Source organism: Maricaulis sp. W15 (assembly GCF_001924955.1).
In the GTDB taxonomy this organism is placed as follows: Bacteria; Pseudomonadota; Alphaproteobacteria; order Caulobacterales; family Maricaulaceae; genus Maricaulis; species Maricaulis maris.
The window spans coordinates 198,040-214,736 of record NZ_LQXG01000019.1; the positions used below are offsets into that span (position 1 = coordinate 198,040).

The following is a 16,697-nucleotide window of genomic DNA, read 5'->3' on the forward strand; positions in this document are numbered from 1 at the left end:
CGAAGGCCGGACGGAAGGCGGGGACCCAACTGGTCAAACATCTAGGTCCCTGACTTGCGCCCGGCCTTCGCCGGGCGTCCATCAGGGATGACAAACGGGATCAGACTTTGTCGCTTTCCCATGCCCGCATGCCATCCGGCACCACTTCGCGCGGGTCAACGCCGCCCATCTCCCAATAGAGGTCGCGCCAGTCGGGATTGGTCGTCTCGATGAGATTGATTTTCCAGGCCCGCCGCCAGCGCTTGATCCGCTTTTCCCTCGTGATCGCGTTATTCACCAGCTCATGGCTCTCGAACCAGACGAGCTGGTCGACGCCGTAACGCGCAGTGAACCCGCCCGCCTCGCGAACCTTGTGAGCATAGACCCGCGCCAGTAGTTCGCGGGTGACACCGCAATAGAGCGTGCCGTTCTTGTGGGAGGCAAGAAGATATACGTGGAACATGAATGCAATTATAAATTGTAGCATGCGTTTTGTCATCCCCGTCGGATGTCCGGCGTAGGCCGGACGCAGGACGGGGACCTAACTGGTTGCAATCACATAGGTCCCTGACTTTCGCCCCGCCTTTGCGGGGCGTCCATCAGGGATGACAAACATTGGATGGGTTGCGTGGGGGGCACAGCCCCCCCACGCCCCTTACCTATCCATCAAGACGATAGTCGAGCCTTGTCGTCGCACCGCGGAAATAGATGGGTTGACCATTTTCAATCTGCGGGTTGTAGCGCCAGCGGCTGACGGCGTTCAGTGTCGCCTGTTCAAAGGCGCGGCTGTCGCAGGCCAGGGACCGGATATTGGTGGTCTGACCTTGCGGCGTGATGTCGAAGATCACGGTGCAGCTGCCGGAATTGCCCCGGGAGGCCTCTCGCGCCGGGAAGACCGGCTCGATGCGGACAATGGGCATGGGCGAACGATCCGGCGTGACCAGGCCACCTGTATGGCTGATCTCCGTCGGCGCCACCGGCGGCAGGGCGTAGGTGACACCATCGCCCGGATCGGTCGGCACCGCGCGATCCACCGGCAGGCGTTCAATCGGCGGCGGCGGTTCGACCGGCGGGATTTCGGTGATGTCGATGCGAACATCCAGTTCGGTGTCGTCGGGAACGTCGTTGATCACGAAGCGCGGCGTCTCGCTTTGCTGCACCCGCTCCACCATCGGAACGGCGATCAAATCGCGCATCAGCAGGAAAAGTCCGACGGTGATCGCGGCCGCAACCGGCAAGACCATCGGGGTACGAAGATTCTGGATCATGGCTGTCATTGAACAAGCCTCCCCACGGGCGTGTTCTGCATGGCCTCACAGAGGTATGCCCCAAGATCCGGCCAGGGGCCCGGCGCCGTCCACCGGCGTCGGGTTGGCCGGTGCGGGTCGGCCTCACAACACGAGGCCTCGCCGCACTGTCAGCCTCGCCCCCGGTCGGGGCAGAAGCGGGGCGCAATCGCGGTCAATTGGGGCGATTGCGGGGTCATGCGCGGGCGTCGCGCCGACCGCAAGTCCGGCCGGTCAGATCCGTTCCGACGCCGGCAGGCGATTGCCATAGGTGTCGAACCAGGGCTCGCACATGGCCGGTATATCGAGTACGCGGCGCCCTTCGCTGTCATACTCGTCCTCGGACACCACCACTTGGCGACGGGCGCGTTCGATCGCGATTTCGCAGGTCTCGATCGTGGTCAGCCTTTCCAGTCGCTCTCCGGCCGCGAGAATCTCCCGCTTCGAGGCGATGAATTCCAACCAGCCCTGTGCCGCTGCACGGGAATACTCCCACTCCAGCGCGCGCCGGAAGGCGCGGGTGGCGCCAGTCAGATCATCCTGTTCCATGCGGGCATTGCCGACATAGGTCCAGGTATCGCCGGGCCGGACGAGGCCGCCGCGATTGATCGCCTGGACGAACATCGCCTCGGCGTCGGAAAACCGCGCCGCCCGGTAGAGTGCTTCGCCATAGGCCTCATAGTCGCGCCCGATACCGGAGGTCGTGGCCACACGTTCCAGCACCGGCAGGGCACGCTCCCACTCGCGGGCATGACGCCAGAGATTGGCCAGAAGCTGCATATTGCGGACCGACGCCTCGACACGGCCGGCATTGAGCTCGCGCTCCAGCATCACCGCACCGCCATAGGGATAGTCGTAATAGGAATAATACTGCGCCAGCCGCACCAGCTCCTCGCTCGAGGTCAGCATGCCGCCCAGATACATGATGCGATTGACCTCGAAGGCGTCGCTCTCGCGGCGGGTCTGGGCGAGCAGGGACGCATAGCTGGTCCAATTGGCTTTCTCGGCCGGCCAGCGGGCCACCATCTCCTCCATCAGTGATAACTGCTCGGTCACGAGCCCGAGCTGTTGGAAATAGTAGAGCAGGACCGAGAAGTGCTGCCGCCCGTCCGCGCCTTCGGCTTCGGTCAGGCGATAATAGTTGCGGGCATGCGGCAGACCGCCATCATGATCCTCGTCCTGGGCATAGGCCTGGGCCAACCGCATGGCGAGGTCGGCATTCAGGGTGACACCACGCGCCAACGCCGCCTCGATCTGGTTGATCCCGGCCCGGTATTGGCCATCGACCATCAGCAGCTGGCCGGTATTGATGCGCAGGGCATTGACCTCCTCGTCAGGCAGCACAGCCAGCGAGATGACGGTGCGCCAATCACTGATCGCGCCGGACATGTCGTCCAGTTCGTAGCGGGCGCGGCCGCGCTGGCGCAGCAGGACGGCACGTTCATAGGCGCTCAGCGCCCGGCCATCGATCAGGGCTGTATAGCCCGCCACGGCCTCACTCCAGGCTTCCTGCCCCTCGAGTTCGATCAGTTCGAGCAACCGGCTCCCCACGCCCGGCGACAACACGCCGGCCGGTCGGTCATCATCTTGCGCAAGTGCGGTCGGCAGGCCTGTCGTTGTGAGTGTGAGAACGAGAATGAGCGCCGCCACTGCAAGGCGGGGCCATCCGGCGCCAAACGCCGGGCGATCCGATCTGTCCATGTGCTTCTCCCCAAGTCATGACGCGAACTCCCCAGCCCGTCATTACCGTCATGTAATGAAAGCTTCGGCGGCCAAGACGGCGGGAATGTGGCTATTTGGGGTTGTTTTGAAGGCCCGAAGCGCGAGATGCGCGACCGGACCGTTCTTCGCACAATGAAAAACGCCCCGGCTGCAGCAGCCGGGGCGTCAATCATTTTTGGTTTTGGACGTCGGGATCAGCCAGCGTCGGCCTCCGAAGCTTCCGCTTCAGCAACTTCACTCAATTGCTCGCCATGGACGTTGTAGAGGTCGGAACAACGCTCCGGTACATCGACCACGATGCGACCATTCTCGTCGACATCACCCAGCAGGGTGGCGGTTTCGAGCAAATCGCTGATCGAGAAACGGCACTCGTCCTGACGGACCTGCTCGCGAATCCGCACGCGGTCGCGTGCCGCCCGCTGACGGTTGGTGATGAAGGTCGCCCAGCCATTGGCGGTGCGGCGGGAATACGGGTAGCGCGCACCTTCGCGGAAGGCCGCCAGTGCCGATTCCTCGCGGCCCAGCTCGGCCCGCACATTGCCCAGCAAGGTCCATGCGTCGCCCGGACGGTCAAGACCGCCGCGGTTGAGCGCTTCCGTGAAGGCATCTTCGGCTTCATCCAGCTGGCGGCGCTGCCACAGGGCTTCGGCCAGCTTGAGGAAGTCATCCCCGTCACCGGTCAGCTGAGCCAGCTGGCGCAGCACCGGAATGGCCCGCTCCCACTCGCGCGCCTGGCGCCACATATTGGCCAGGAGGTTGAGATTGTTACGGGTCCGCTCGACAGCGCCGGAGTTGAGCTCGCGCTCAAGGATGACGGCACCGCGATAGGGGTATTCATAGAAGGAATAGTATTGCGCCAACGCCACAATCTCACGGCTCTCGGTGAGCATGCCGTTGATATACATGATCTTGTTGGCTTCGAACGCATCCTGCTCGCGACCGGTCTGTGCCAGCAGCGACGCGTAGGAGCGCCAATTGCTCTTTTCGGTCGGCCAGCGCTGCACCATCTCTTCAATGATGCGGAACTGGTCCGGGACGCGCTCGAGCTGCTGATAGAAGAACAGCATCAGCGAATAGTCACCGCGTACCCGCTCGGACGCCGGTTGGGCGTTCCAGAAACGCTCGGCCCACACCACACCTTCGCGATAACGCTCAGCCTGGGCATAGGCTTGCGCCAGCATCCGCATCACGCGCGGATTGATGCCCTCATTGCCGAGCACGGCGACCGCAGCTTCGAGTGCCTGGATGCCCTGCGAATATTGACCCTCGGCAATGTAAAGCTGGCCGATATTGATGCGCAGGTCAGCGACTTCCTGGGGCAGCATGGCGCCGGTGGCGATGGCTGCTTCCCAGTCCTGGATGGCACGTGAAACCTGTTCCAGCTCATAATATCCACGCCCCCGCATCTGCAGCGAAATCATCCGCTCATACGGGTTGATCCCGGAATTGCCCAAGGCCCGCGTCAGGGCTGTGATCGATTCCTGAAACTGGTCATTGGCCTGGAATTCCTGGGCTTCCAGCACAATCTGGCCGATCGCCGCCGAGAAAACCCGCTCAGCCTGGTTTTGCTCGGAGTCTTCCTCGTTATTATTCCGCCGGCGCTGGGCATCGGCGTCGGAGATCATGACCCCGGCCAGCGAAACGGCGAGGGCAAGGGTCGCGACAGAGCGCAACAGGCCCGATGTATCGAAACCGTTGAAACGGATCATCGATGGCTCCTTCATACCGACCCCAACTCCCCGGGTCGGCTTTCCAAAATCTCACGGGATGCGGACCGCCTTGGTCCTTGGTTCATCCCAGGTGGCCAGTGGAGCGCGGCAGGCCAAGGCCCGCCGCGCCCGGATCACTATTCGGCCAAGCGGAAGTCGAAGCGGGTCTCCACGCCACGGCGGGCGACAGGAACACCATTTTCGACTTTCGGATTGTACCGCCAACGCTCGACAGCCCGGGTCGATGCGCGCTCGAAGAAGGAGCTGTCGCAGCGATAGATGTCGATATTGGTCGGCGTTCCGTCCGGCGTCACATCGAAGCGAACCCAGCAGCTGCCCTCAATCCCGCGCTCCGCAGCACGAAGCGGGTATTGCGGCTCGATCCGGACCAGCGGCTGTGCATCACGGTCGGAGACCGAGAAATTGACGCTGTCCGAGTTGAGCTGCGGGGCCTCGAAATCCGGAATCGCACCCATGACGGTGGCGAGACCTTCCGACGGCTGTTCCGCACGCTGCCGCTCGATCTGCGGCGGCGGGGGTGGCGGATCGACCTGCTGGACATCCTCGATCGTGGTGTCGCGGCGGCGGGCTTCCACCTCGGCCACTTCATCATTGATCGAGAAGACGATGTCCTCGGCTTCCTGCTCCTGCTCGACGGCATCGGTCTTGATCAGATCCTGCATCACATAGAACAGGAACACCGTGATGATCGCCGCAAGCGGGACGCCGATAACGAGACGAATGAAACTTCCCATTTTCTTTCCTCTCGCTACTGCAACGTCGAAATCTTCACATCGACTTCCATCTCCATGAGGAGCTCCTGGACGTCGAGGATCAGACCGATATTGGCACCTTCATCACCCTGGATCATGGCTTCACCCTTGGGATTTTCTTGCAGCAACTGCTCGATAACCCCGCGGAGCTCATTCATCTCATAGACCCGGCGATTGACCCACACCTCATTGTCCGCAGTCACGGCAACGAGCATGGAGGGGTTCTCGCGCCCTTCGGTCACGGCGTCGGGGCGGACAGTGTCCACACCCGGCTCCTTGATGAAGACGGAGGTCACGATGAAGAAGATCAGGAGGATGAAAACAACGTCCAGCATGGGCGTCATGTTCAGCTCGACGTCTTCCTCTTCGGTATTCACGCGGCTTGCACGTCTAGCCATGAAAACCTCCCCTATCCGTCGGTCTGACGCTGGATCGAAACCGGCACGCCATTGGCGCCCATTTCGTCCCAGATCTGAACGATGATGCCGTGATCAGCTTCGTCATAGACCTCGAGAAGCACTGCCGAGCTCGGCTCTTCCGCCCGGAAGCGGTTGACGGCTGACAGCACGCGATCGACATCGGTCCGAACCTGGTTGACGAAGATCTCATTGTCCCCGTCGACCTGGATCACGATCGGCGGTGCCGCATCCGGCGGCGGATCGTTCGGATTGTCCGCAGGCGGACGCATGTCGATGCCTTCTTCCGACAGGAAGGTGGCGGTGACGATGAAGAAGATGAGCAGGATGAACACGATGTCGAGCATCGGCGTCATGTTCACTTCCGCCTGGTCATCCTGGTGCTTTTGACGGCGTCTCATATCACAGCCCCCTCACCAATCTCGAGCTCGTCCGCCAGCTTCGACACGCGACGCTTGGCAAGGAGTTCGATCTGGTTGGCGAAGATGAGCCCCGAAAGGGACGCCACCATGCCAGCCATGGTCGGGATCGTGGCCCGCGAAACACCGGCCGACATGGCCTGGGCGTCCGAGGAACCCGAAATCGACATGACGTCGAAAACCGAGACCATGCCGGTCACTGTTCCCAACAGTCCGAAGAGCGGAGCGACAGCGACGAGGGTTTTCACCAGCTCGACATTCTGATCGCAACGCGATTTGACCTCCGAGATGAGTTGGTCGCGGATGGCGTGGGCATACCAGCTTTGCCGGTCTGCCCGCGCATTCCACTCCCTCTTTGCCGATTTCGCAAAGCCCTCATGGGCCATGTAGAAATAGGCAAAGCGCTCGAGGATAAAGGCCCACATCACAAATGTTGTTGCCATGATGACAACCAGGACGGGGCCCCCGCGCTCGAGGAACTCCTGAAGGCCGGTTTGTACGGCCTGGAAATCCATAACGCTTCCTCCGGTTAGCCTTGTGCGCGTTCTTCAGCGTGACGGGCAATCATGCCAGCCGCCTGCTCTTCGAGCACTTGCTGAACGCCGCGCGCAAAGCTTTGCGCGAAGCTGTGGATGAACAGAAGCGGGATCGCCGCGATGAGACCCAGAACCGTGGTCATCAAGGCTTCGGAGATACCACCAGCCATGATGCGCGGGTCACCCGTACCGAACAGGGTGATCTGGGTGAAGGTCTTGATCATACCGGTGACGGTACCCAGAAGACCCAGCAGCGGTGCGATACCGGCAGCCAGCTTCAGGAAGTTGAGACCGAATTCGAGCTTCGGCGTCTCCTGCAGGATGGCTTCGTCGAGCTTGAGTTCCATCGTCTCGACGTCTTTGTCCTTGGCACCTTCATAGGCCAGCATAACACGGCCCAGCGGGTTGCCCTTGGAACCGGAAGACTTGCGCTTCTGGCCGGAGACCGCCGCCTGCGTCAGCAGCAGGGTGATCATGCGGAAGATACCGAACAGGGCGGAGATGACGAGCAGGCCGATGATGACCAGGCCGACATTACCCGACTGTTGGATACGCTCATTGATGTCCGGAACATTCTTGTAGATGTCCAGCAGGGCACCGCGCGACGGGTCGACGACACCTTCGACGATCTCGTTCGGATCCGCATTGAACAGGGCCGACGCCGCGCTGATGAAGTTTGCCGGCGGCTGGGCCGGCATGTCCGTCAGCGAGTAGGCACCGGTATTCTCGTTCTGACCCCAGAGGGCGAAACGCTGATTGTTGTTGTAGTTGGTGAAAGCCAGGAAGGGACCGACACGGGTGATCGGAACCGCAGCACCTTCGCCAAGACCGGTGACACGACCATTGAAGGTGACGACCTGCTGCTGCTGGATCATTTCTTCAATGACGCGACGCGGAATGAAATCGAGTTCCGCACGGGTCGGCAGGGTCCGACTGTTGGACAGGGTTTCCAGCGCATCGGCGCGGCCCGGGAACTGGGCCGAGATGACGGACTGGTTCAGGATCGCAGCGAATTCGCCGGCGGCCTGACGGGCCGCACCGAACATTTCACCGAAAGCACCCTGGCGCTGGCGAAGCTCGGCGTCGAGTTCGTCAATACGCACCTGGTTGGCTTCGAAGTCGGCCGACAACTGGGTCGCCTGACGCTCGAGAGCAGCCAGTTCACTGCGAGCCGTGTTGAGCTGGGCCTGCTGGGTGTTGGTGGAGGACTGGAACTCACGCAGGCGAGCGGCATTTTCAGCGCTCGCTTCACGGGCGTCGGAACGCACGCGGTTGAGGAGTTCATTGAGGGAACCGGCCGGCTGGGTCTGGGCCACAGCACCGGCGGTAAGAGCCACGCCAAGCGAAACGGCAGCGGCGAGCATCTTCATGGTGGTCTTCATTTTAACTCTCCGTTCCAAGCCGTTACTGGGCGACCGTCGGGCCAGGCAGCGGCGCGAGGAAGATCGACGGCGTCGTCACTTCCTGGGCGATGCGAATGGCGCGGGTCACGTTGGCAAGATAGCTGCCCGGAAGGGCTTCCCAGTCAGACGAGTCGTTGTGCAGCATCGTCAGGCTGTTGTCGGGATAGCGGCGGATCATCGCGACGCGACCGATCTGCAAAACCGTCACCTGGACCGGAACACCGTCTTCGAGGACTTCCTCTTCATAGGTGTTCACACCGCGGCCGTAGGAGGCTTCGATGTCGTAGGCATTCAGGATCAGGCGATAGCGCTCGGCCGGCGTGATGTTCGGATCGTCAATATACTCGTAGAGACGTTCGATGCGGGCCAGACGGCCGGCTTCGCCTTCAAGACGGAAGGGAAGGTCAAGCGTGACGAACTCCTCCAGAAGCACGACCATTTCGCGCATCATCGGCGCGAGGTCGCGCTCGATATTGTCCACGCGACCGATCTGCTGCTCGAGCGAGGCGATTTCATTCTCCTGCGAGCGGAGGAAGACCTGCTGCTGCTCGACGAACAGACGCTGCGACTCGATCTGCTCGAGCAGCGCACGATATTCCAGTTCGATGTCGGTCCGCTGGTCGTCCAGCTGCTCGATACGCGACTGGGTCTGAGCCCCGTTCGCCGTATCGCCACGCGCGACTTCGAGCGTTTGGTTCAGCTGCGCAACGGCGGCCCCCCCAAAGGCGCCCGCCGCCACTGTCGCCATAAGCGACGCGCGAACCAAATTCTTCAAGTTCACCATTTCTCGCCTCACAATGGTCAATGCGGGTTCGTCCCGGAAGACTCCCCGCCCCAATTAAACTTCGATGCTGAGTCAGCTAACCAGCTGACTTGGCCCCTACCCTCGGTTCAAGCGGCCTGGCCAAGCCACTGAAACAGCGGCTTAGCCTCCCAAGTCTGCATGAGTGGTTACCGCAACTGCAGGCCACCCGGTCCGTGACGGTTTCCCCGCCATCTCGTCGGCGCAGGCGCGCCGCTTGAAAATCCGTTGAACGCTAACACCAGCGTTACACTACGATCAATACATCTTTGTGGCTGCAATGCGGCCCGAACTGCGCACAATAAGGCAAGATTCGCCTATCAGGATCACCTGCGTGTGACAGTTCGCCCAAAGATAGCACAGATGGCGCCATCCGGTTGCATCGCCGGACCCCATGGCTGACAATTGTCGCGCAGCAAAAACACATACTCACATTTCGGTGATAGCGGCGTCAGAACACCCCTTAGGTGATTTTCGCGCCCATTTCGACATTCCCGGTCCGAAAATACCTGCCGCATGCAACGGGTCGGTTGGAATCCGGCATCCGGTGCGGTGCGGGCGCCGAATACGCGACGAATTGGGACCCTGCGCATTGTGACCAGGCTCGCAGCCCGGATCTTGCCGGCACCATCCATCGGTCAACAGGGTGAGCCGATCGCGGCTGCCCGACATCAAGGCTCGCGCGCAGCCACCCGACTTGCGGTGATGACCGTCGCCCGAATTCCTGATTCAGGACAAATGGATTTGCAAGAGATGGCTGGGGCGCCAGGATTCGAACCTGGGAATGCCGATACCAAAAACCGGTGCCTTACCACTTGGCGACGCCCCAACCGGAGCCGTCTAAGACGGCGAGCGGCGTAAATACATAACCCCTGAGAGGGATGCAACGGCCCTGTGCGGTTCATCTCAGTTCAACCCGCAAATTTTGCAGTTCGCGACCGCCGGCCAGGCCGCCCCCGCCTGCCCGGACAGGCTGTAAAACCAGCCCTTGTGCAGATCACTGTGCAAGCCTGTCTTTGCCGCGTTGCACGGGGCAGAAGAGTTGGCTATAAGCCGCGCCTCGGTTCGGAGTATAGCTCAGCCTGGTAGAGCACCGTCTTCGGGAGGCGGGGGTCGCAAGTTCGAATCTTGCTACTCCGACCATTCATTTCCCGCCTCGTTTCAGACCCTTTGCCCCTTGAGGGTGTCCGCCCGCAGGCGCACTGCGTCTGCCTGCCGGACGTTGCGGGATCGCGCGACGTCCTGTCCCTCGACCCAATCGCATTGAACGCCTACATAATGGCCCGGACAGGACCGCTTCTTGCAGGACCTGCAGCTCATCATGAAAGCGCGGGGCGAAAGGGCTCTTATGAAACAGTTCTGGATTACATTCTTCGGCTCGATTGTCGGTGTGGTCGTCGGATCACTTCTGACCGTCGTACTCGGCGTCTTTCTCATCGGCGCCATGATCGGGGCCATGATGGAAGGGGCCCGGACCGAAACCGCCCTGCCCCAGACCGCCATGGTGCTGGAACTCGACCTGCGTGACGGTCGCCTCGACAGCCCGTCGCGCACGCCCTTCGGCTTTGCCGAGCCACTGGCGGTGGTCGATGTGGTTCGCACCCTGGAACAGGCCGAGACCGACAACCGCGTCGCCGGCCTCTTTATCCGCGCCAATGAATTCGGCATGTCGCCGGGCGCGGCGGAAGAAATCCGCGACGCCATTGCGGATTTCCGCGCCGCCGGCAAATTTGTCGTCACCCATGCCCAGGGTTTTGAGGGGACCAGCGTCACCGGCTATTTCGCCGTCTCCGGTTCGGACCAGATCTGGCTGCAGGACACCGCCAATTTCACCCCGGCCGGCCTGGCTTCGGAAGTGACTTTCCTCGGTGGCCTGTTCGAACATTTCGATGCGGTGCCGCAATTCGAGCAGTTCCACGAGTACAAGAACGCCGCCAACACCTACACGCAATCGGACTTCACCGAAGCCCATCGCGAAGCAACCCTGTCCTATATGGGATCGATCTACGACACGGCGGTGCGCCGTATCGCGACCGATCGCAGCCTTGATGAGGCCGCCCTGCGCGACGTGTTCGAAACCGCGCCGCACACCGCTGAAGAGGCCGAGGCCCTTGGCCTGGTCGATCAGCTCGGTCATGTCATCGAGGCCCGTGAGGCGACACTCGCCCGTGTCGGCGCAGGCGGCAGCTTTGTCGAAATCGGCCAGTATCACGCCCAGGCCGTACCGGCCTGGAACAATGGCCCGGTCATTGCGCTGATCGAGGGCCAGGGCGCCATTGTCACCGGCACGCCGACCGCCAGCCCGTTTGGCGGCGAGGACATGATCGGTGGCGACGTCATGTCGGAAGCCATCCTTGATGCCGCCGATGATCCGTCGGTGCGTGCGATCGTGATCCGCGTCGATTCGCCCGGCGGTTCGGCGATTGCGTCCGACCAGGTCTGGCATGCGGTCACCCGCGCCCGGGAAGCCGGCAAGCCGGTCATTGTGTCCATGGCGTCCTACGCGGCATCCGGCGGCTATTATATCGCCGCTCCGGCCGACTATGTGCTGGCCCATGAAACGACGCTGACCGGTTCGATCGGCGTGCTCGGCGGCAAGATCGTGCTCGACGGCACGTTCGGCCTGGTTGGCCTCAACGCCGAAACGGTCTCGGTCGGCGGCGAATACGCCACCGCCTTCGCCGCGTCGGAGGAATGGAGCGAAACACAGCGCGCCGCCTATCGTGCCCAGATGTCGGACATCTATGACGACTTCACCCAGCGCGTCGCCGATGGCCGCGACCTGCCGCTGGAACGCGTGCTGGAGATTGCCCGTGGCCGCGTCTGGACCGGCGCCCAGGCGCTGGACCTCGGTCTGGTCGACGAGATCGGTGGCCTGCGTGATGCCGTTGATGCGGCACGCGAGTTTGCCGGCATTGATCCGGACCAGGCGATTCGACTACGCCGTTTCCCGGCGCAGAGAACGCCGGTCGAGGTTTTCCAGGAATTGTTCGGTGTCTCTGCCGACACGGCGCAGTCCGCAGCCCGCCTCAACGCGCTGATGGAACTGCCGGAAGTCCGCGCCGCGCTGGAAGCCCGCGAGGCCGCGACCAGGACCGGTGTGCAGATGCGCTCGGATGCGGCCCTGCCGCGCTGACCCGCACGGCGGATACAAATGAAAAGGGCCCGCTTCGGCGGGCCCTTTTTTTTGCGTCCCCGTTTGCTCAGGACATCATGACGGCCACGATCAGCAGGCCGAGCAGGCCGAAACTTAGCAGGACCAGATAGGCAAAATCCAAGATGCCCACACGCAGGAGCGAGGTGAAACGCCCGTGTGAATAGACCGTCCGGTGCAGCCGGTAGAGATACCAGTTCGACCAACCCAGGCCGACGAAGACCGCGATCCAGCCCGGAATGATGTTCGCGGCGAGCGACAGGCCGGTGATCAGGAAGAACATGAAGGCGTGAAAGTGCAGCGACACGACAAGGTGGTCGTAGAAGAAATAGCCCTTCTTGTAGAAGTGCATGCCGGCCAGCATCAGCGCGTAGAGCGGCAGCATGAAGAACATCATGGTCGGCGCCCAGCGCTGCATCTCCGCCGCCAGGGTGGCGCCCTCGCTGTCTATGATGCGGTCGGTCCGCTCTGCCAGTTCCCGGCGAACCGACAATGGCAAGTCTTCCAACCCGTTCGTGTCGACCATCATGCCATCGCCGATCGCAATGGGACCGTCCTCCGTCGCGACGACTTCGCCCGGTTCCAGCGGATATTCCTCCGGCAGGAGCGCGCGGCGGAAGGTCAGCTTGATATCATCCCGGCTGGCCTGCTCCTGCATGGCAAGAACCTCCGGCGGAACGTCCGGCGGGGTCTGGGCCTGCTCAAGGCCGGCTTCGACATTCCGTGTGACCGCCGCGCGCTGTTCCTCAGACAGTCCCGTTGCGGCCAGCTGCGCATCCAGTTCGGACAGGCCGGTTTCCAGGTCAGCGACCTCATCGGGGTCAAGGGTTTCCGGTGCATCGCTTCCGCCGCCGATCCCGTCAAAGGCAAAGACAAGCAGGAAGAAGAGCACGCTGGCCGTCAGATAAAGACGGAAGGGCATGACATAGCGGGCGCGCACGCCGCTGAGATAATTCTGGGTGATCTTGCCGGGCTTGAACATGAGCGCCGGAAGCGTGCGCCACAAACGCCCCTCAAGACCGAAGAGGCCATCGAGGATATCGGTCAGCAATTCCCAGATCGGCCGGTGATAGGTGTCGGCGGTCTGGCCGCAACTGTGGCAGACCGGACCGGACAGCTGGGTCGCGCAATTGGAGCAGACACCCGCTGGCGTCGGTGCCTCGAAGGCGGAATAGCGCTCACGCTTCTTGCGCCTGGAAGCCTGGATCGCGTCGCCGAGCTCACCGGCGGCACTTCCTGCCACCACCGCTTCACTGATTGGGTCACTTCCGGTCATGAAAAAGCCCTGCCCCCTGGCGTTGCGCGAACACAAGCTAGGTCGGCAGGGCTGCTTCTGACAAGCGCAACGGGCCTATTCGGCTGCGCTGTCGCTTTCTTCCAGATCCGCAAAGCAGAGATAGCGTGTGCGGTGGATATTGGTGAGATTGTCTTCCCAGCCGGTAACCCGGGGGTTCACCAGGCTCTTGTTGACGTAAAAGACGAGCGGGATGATCGGCATGTCGTCGATCAGAATCTGCTCGGCCTCGGCCATCATCTCGCCGCGCAGTTCCAGATCAAGCTCGCGATTGGCCTCGGTGACCAGCGCATCGAATTCCGGATTGTTGTAGCGGGCATAATTCATCGGCACCGAACGGTATTCGCCGAGGAAGAGGAAGTTGTAGGGATCATTGTAGTCGGCGATCCAGCCGCCATCGGCAACCTGGAAATCGGAGGCACGCAGATTGTCGTAGTGGATCTGCGTGTCGTTGACGATCAGCTCCGGCTGGACCCAGTCAGCAATCGCCGACCAGTCATTCTGCACCACTGGCGCGATCCGCGGATTATCGCCGGTCGCACGGTAGGTGTATTCGAACTCGAACGGATTGTCGGGACCGTAGCCCGCGGCTTCCAGCAAGGCGCGCGCATTGGCGCGGCGCTGTTCGACCGGGATATCGGCCCATTCAGCCTCGACGCCGCCGGGATAATTGGCAACGCCCGGCGGGATCATCGAATAAGCCGGTTGCTGGCCGGCCCGCAGGATCTCATTGGCGATGAAGTCCCGGTCGATCGCCATGCCCAGCGCATTGCGGACATTGACGTCATCGAACTGCTCGATCGTGGTGTTGATCGAGAAATAGATTGTGCCCATGAAGGGATTGACCCGGACGAAGTCGGGGATTTCGCGGCGCAGGAATTCCATCTGCTGGCCCGGGAATTCCATGTTCAGGTCGAGTTCGCCATTGCGCACCCGCCGGCCAGCGGCCGAATTGTCCACAGTCGGGTAATAATACACGTCGTCAATGCAGACATTGGCATTGTCGTAGAAATTCGCGTTGCGGGTCAGGTGGACGTAATTATTGGTCCGCCAGTCCTCGAGCGTATAGGCACCGTTCGAGACCATGTTGGCCGGACGCACCCATTCATCACCATAGACCTCGACCACGTGCTGCGGCAGCGGGAAGGTGGTGTAGTGCGTCAAAAGCCCCTGCAGATAGGGCGCCGGATTGACCAGATGGACTTCCAGCGTGCGGTCATCGATGGCGCGCACACCGATGCTCGACGGGTCAGCGGCACCTGTCGACGCCTCCTCGACCCCGACAATCGGGTAAAGCAGCGAGACATATTGGGCACCGGTCGCCGGCGTCGCGATTCGCTGCCAGGCGAAGACGAAATCACCCGCCGTCACCGGTTCGCCGTCAGACCAGTAGGCCTCGCGCAGGGTGAAGGTCCAGGTCAGCCCGTCCTCGGAAACTTCCCAGCTCTCGGCCATGCCCGGGATCGGCGCACCGTCCGGATCGTCGGTGAACAGACCGAGGAACATGTCACCGATGATGTTGTTTTCCCAAGTGCCAGACGCCTTGTGCGGGTCGAGCGAAAGCGGCTCCGCATTGTTCCCCCGGTGCAGCACGACGTTTGACGAGTCGGGCCCGTTGCTACCGCCACAACTGGCCAGCGCCAGCGCCGAGGCGGTTATGAGGATGGTGTTGAAAAATTTTGTGCGGATCACGATTTCGGTCTCCCCTCCGAAGCGGCACGACAAGTCGGTTGCCGATGTTCTAACCGAACATCATCGGCCGGTCGACACTGGCCGACCGGTCGCGCATAGTCGAACAAGTTATCAGATTTACACGAGTGACCATGAACGCGCGATTACTGATTCTGTTGCCGGCCAGCCTGATCACCGCACCGGCCCTGGCCCAGGGTGGCGACTCGCCACTGGACCCGCTCTTCACCTGCCGGGACATCGCTGACGACGGCGCCCGATTGGCCTGTCTTGATGCGGCTGTCGACGCCCTCCGCTCGGAGACCGAGAGCGGTGAGGTCGTCGCCGTTGACCGCGAGCAGATCGAGGCTGCCGAGGAAGCGACTTACGGGCTCACCATCCCGCAATTCCGCCTGCCGGGCCTGTCGCTGCCCGGTGGCGGCGAGGATGCCGAGCTCGCCGAACTCGAATCAGCAAGCGCCTCACCGCAACGTGTTATCGTGCGTGACACGAACGGTCAGATCGAGAGTATTGAAGGCTTGGCCGTGGCCGAGATTTCAGAGAACCGGTCTGGCGACACCATCGTCCGCCTCGCCAACGGCCAGGTCTGGCGCCAGACCGACAATACCTATGTCCAGCTGACGCGCAGCCGCGCCGACACGGACTACACCGCGACCATATCCAATGGTGCACTGGGTTCCCATTTCATGCGCCTGGATAATGGCGGTCGCCGTTTCCGGGTCGAACGTGTCGAGTAATCAATCGAGGGTCTCATGACAGTCTCACGCCACGCGGCGATTGCCGCGCTTTTCCTGACAACCGCCTTGCCGGCCAGCGCTCTGGCGCAGTCGGACGCCGATGCCGTCGACGGCATTCTGGCCTGCCGCGGCATCGACGAGACGGAAGCCCGCCTCGCCTGTTTCGACAGTGCGGCCGCCCGCCTGGCCGGTGACCGCGAAAGCGGTGAGTTGATGACGGTCACCCGCAGCGACGTCGCCGCCGTGGAAGGAGACAGTTTCGGCTTCTCCATGCCGTCCCTGCCGCGCCTGCGCATGCCGCGCCTGGCCATTGCCGCGGCCGATCAGCAACACGATGCGCTGGAGGGCGCCGCCACGGTGGACATGACCGACGCGGCCCCCGCTGCAACCTCCACCGCCAACGCCCCGGCCAGCCCGGCTGCGGCGGCGCCCGCGCCGGCGGCCCCCGCTGCCGCAGCGACGACCACCGCGGCAGCCGAAACCTCGGTCGCGATCGTGGAACGCACCGATGACGGCGATGTTTTCCGGGTCGAGATGATGATCGAACGCACCCGGACGGTCGGCTACAACACCACTGTTTTCCACATGACCAATGGTCAGGTCTGGCGCCAAACCGACACGGGCCGCGTTCGCATTCCGCGCGGTGACGGCCACACGGCGGAAATCCGCCGCGGCGCGATGTCCAGCTATTTGCTGCGGATCAATGGTGAAGGCCGGGCCATCCGCGTCGAACGCGAACGCTAGATCGACGCCATTGCAATAAGAAACGAGAAAGGCC

The 16,697-nt window shown here is 62.2% G+C and carries 15 protein-coding genes and 2 tRNA genes; 4 read left to right on the plus strand and 13 right to left on the minus strand.

Annotated features, from left to right (window positions below):
- Window positions 1–100: 100 nt before the first annotated feature.
- The 11 genes from AWH62_RS13765 to AWH62_RS13815 all read right to left on the minus strand — a co-directional run bounded on the left by AWH62_RS13765 (window position 101) and on the right by AWH62_RS13815 (window position 9,874).
- The gene (locus AWH62_RS13765; RefSeq protein WP_075191068.1) at window positions 101–442 is read right to left on the minus strand and encodes a GIY-YIG nuclease family protein; all 342 of its coding nucleotides are present in this window, start codon (window positions 440–442) and stop codon (window positions 101–103) included.
- Between the two features lie 196 nt (window positions 443–638).
- Window positions 639–1,256 carry an energy transducer TonB gene (locus AWH62_RS13770; RefSeq protein ID WP_083635206.1) on the minus strand — a complete coding sequence of 206 codons (618 nt, stop codon included), beginning with the start codon at window positions 1,254–1,256 and terminating at the stop codon, window positions 639–641.
- A gap of 243 nt (window positions 1,257–1,499) precedes the next feature.
- The gene (locus AWH62_RS13775; protein WP_075191069.1) at window positions 1,500–2,966 is read right to left on the minus strand and encodes a hypothetical protein; all 1,467 of its coding nucleotides are present in this window, start codon (window positions 2,964–2,966) and stop codon (window positions 1,500–1,502) included.
- A gap of 215 nt (window positions 2,967–3,181) precedes the next feature.
- Window positions 3,182–4,696 (minus strand): tetratricopeptide repeat protein, encoded by a 1,515-nt coding sequence (locus tag AWH62_RS13780; protein ID WP_075191160.1) that lies wholly within the window; start codon window positions 4,694–4,696, stop codon window positions 3,182–3,184.
- Between the two features lie 137 nt (window positions 4,697–4,833).
- The gene (locus tag AWH62_RS13785; protein ID WP_075191070.1) at window positions 4,834–5,451 is read right to left on the minus strand and encodes an energy transducer TonB; all 618 of its coding nucleotides are present in this window, start codon (window positions 5,449–5,451) and stop codon (window positions 4,834–4,836) included.
- Between the two features lie 14 nt (window positions 5,452–5,465).
- Entirely contained in the window at window positions 5,466–5,867 is a 402-nt protein-coding gene (locus tag AWH62_RS13790) for a biopolymer transporter ExbD (protein WP_075191071.1), read from the minus strand.
- An 11-nt stretch (window positions 5,868–5,878) separates the two neighbouring features.
- Window positions 5,879–6,286: a biopolymer transporter ExbD gene (locus AWH62_RS13795; protein ID WP_075191072.1), complete on the minus strand. Its 408-nt coding sequence runs from the start codon at window positions 6,284–6,286 to the stop codon at window positions 5,879–5,881.
- On the minus strand, window positions 6,283–6,819 hold the full coding sequence (locus AWH62_RS13800; protein ID WP_075191073.1) for a MotA/TolQ/ExbB proton channel family protein: 537 nt from the start codon (window positions 6,817–6,819) through the stop codon (window positions 6,283–6,285). Before AWH62_RS13800 ends, AWH62_RS13795 begins: the two co-directional genes overlap by 4 nt.
- Window positions 6,820–6,833: 14 nt before the next feature.
- Window positions 6,834–8,222, minus strand: a complete 1,389-nt coding sequence (locus AWH62_RS13805; protein ID WP_075191074.1) for a MotA/TolQ/ExbB proton channel family protein — start codon at window positions 8,220–8,222, stop codon at window positions 6,834–6,836.
- Window positions 8,223–8,244: 22 nt separating this feature from the next.
- A complete protein-coding gene (locus AWH62_RS13810; RefSeq protein WP_083635208.1) occupies window positions 8,245–9,027 on the minus strand; it encodes a DUF3450 domain-containing protein in 783 nt (260 codons plus the stop codon).
- A 772-nt stretch (window positions 9,028–9,799) separates the two neighbouring features.
- Window positions 9,800–9,874, minus strand: a tRNA-Gln gene (locus tag AWH62_RS13815).
- A 237-nt stretch (window positions 9,875–10,111) separates the two neighbouring features.
- On the opposite strand from AWH62_RS13815, the gene AWH62_RS13820 reads away from it, so the two are divergent.
- Together AWH62_RS13820 and sppA are read left to right on the plus strand one after the other, a co-directional pair.
- Window positions 10,112–10,188, plus strand: a tRNA-Pro gene (locus tag AWH62_RS13820).
- Between the two features lie 205 nt (window positions 10,189–10,393).
- Complete coding sequence (sppA, locus tag AWH62_RS13825) at window positions 10,394–12,181, plus strand: signal peptide peptidase SppA (protein WP_075191075.1); 1,788 nt, start codon at window positions 10,394–10,396, stop codon at window positions 12,179–12,181.
- A 67-nt stretch (window positions 12,182–12,248) separates the two neighbouring features.
- Here sppA and AWH62_RS13830 read toward each other — a convergent pair whose 3' ends face one another.
- Together AWH62_RS13830 and AWH62_RS13835 are read right to left on the minus strand one after the other, a co-directional pair.
- Window positions 12,249–13,475, minus strand: coding sequence for a DUF3667 domain-containing protein (locus tag AWH62_RS13830; protein WP_075191076.1), 1,227 nt, complete (start codon window positions 13,473–13,475; stop codon window positions 12,249–12,251).
- A gap of 75 nt (window positions 13,476–13,550) precedes the next feature.
- Window positions 13,551–15,185, minus strand: coding sequence for a peptide ABC transporter substrate-binding protein (locus AWH62_RS13835; RefSeq protein ID WP_075191077.1), 1,635 nt, complete (start codon window positions 15,183–15,185; stop codon window positions 13,551–13,553).
- A 131-nt stretch (window positions 15,186–15,316) separates the two neighbouring features.
- On the opposite strand from AWH62_RS13835, the gene AWH62_RS13840 reads away from it, so the two are divergent.
- Window positions 15,317–15,919 (plus strand): hypothetical protein, encoded by a 603-nt coding sequence (locus tag AWH62_RS13840; protein WP_075191078.1) that lies wholly within the window; start codon window positions 15,317–15,319, stop codon window positions 15,917–15,919.
- Between the two features lie 15 nt (window positions 15,920–15,934).
- Window positions 15,935–16,663 carry a hypothetical protein gene (locus AWH62_RS13845; protein WP_075191079.1) on the plus strand — a complete coding sequence of 243 codons (729 nt, stop codon included), beginning with the start codon at window positions 15,935–15,937 and terminating at the stop codon, window positions 16,661–16,663.
- The last annotated feature ends 34 nt before the right edge of the window (window positions 16,664–16,697 follow it).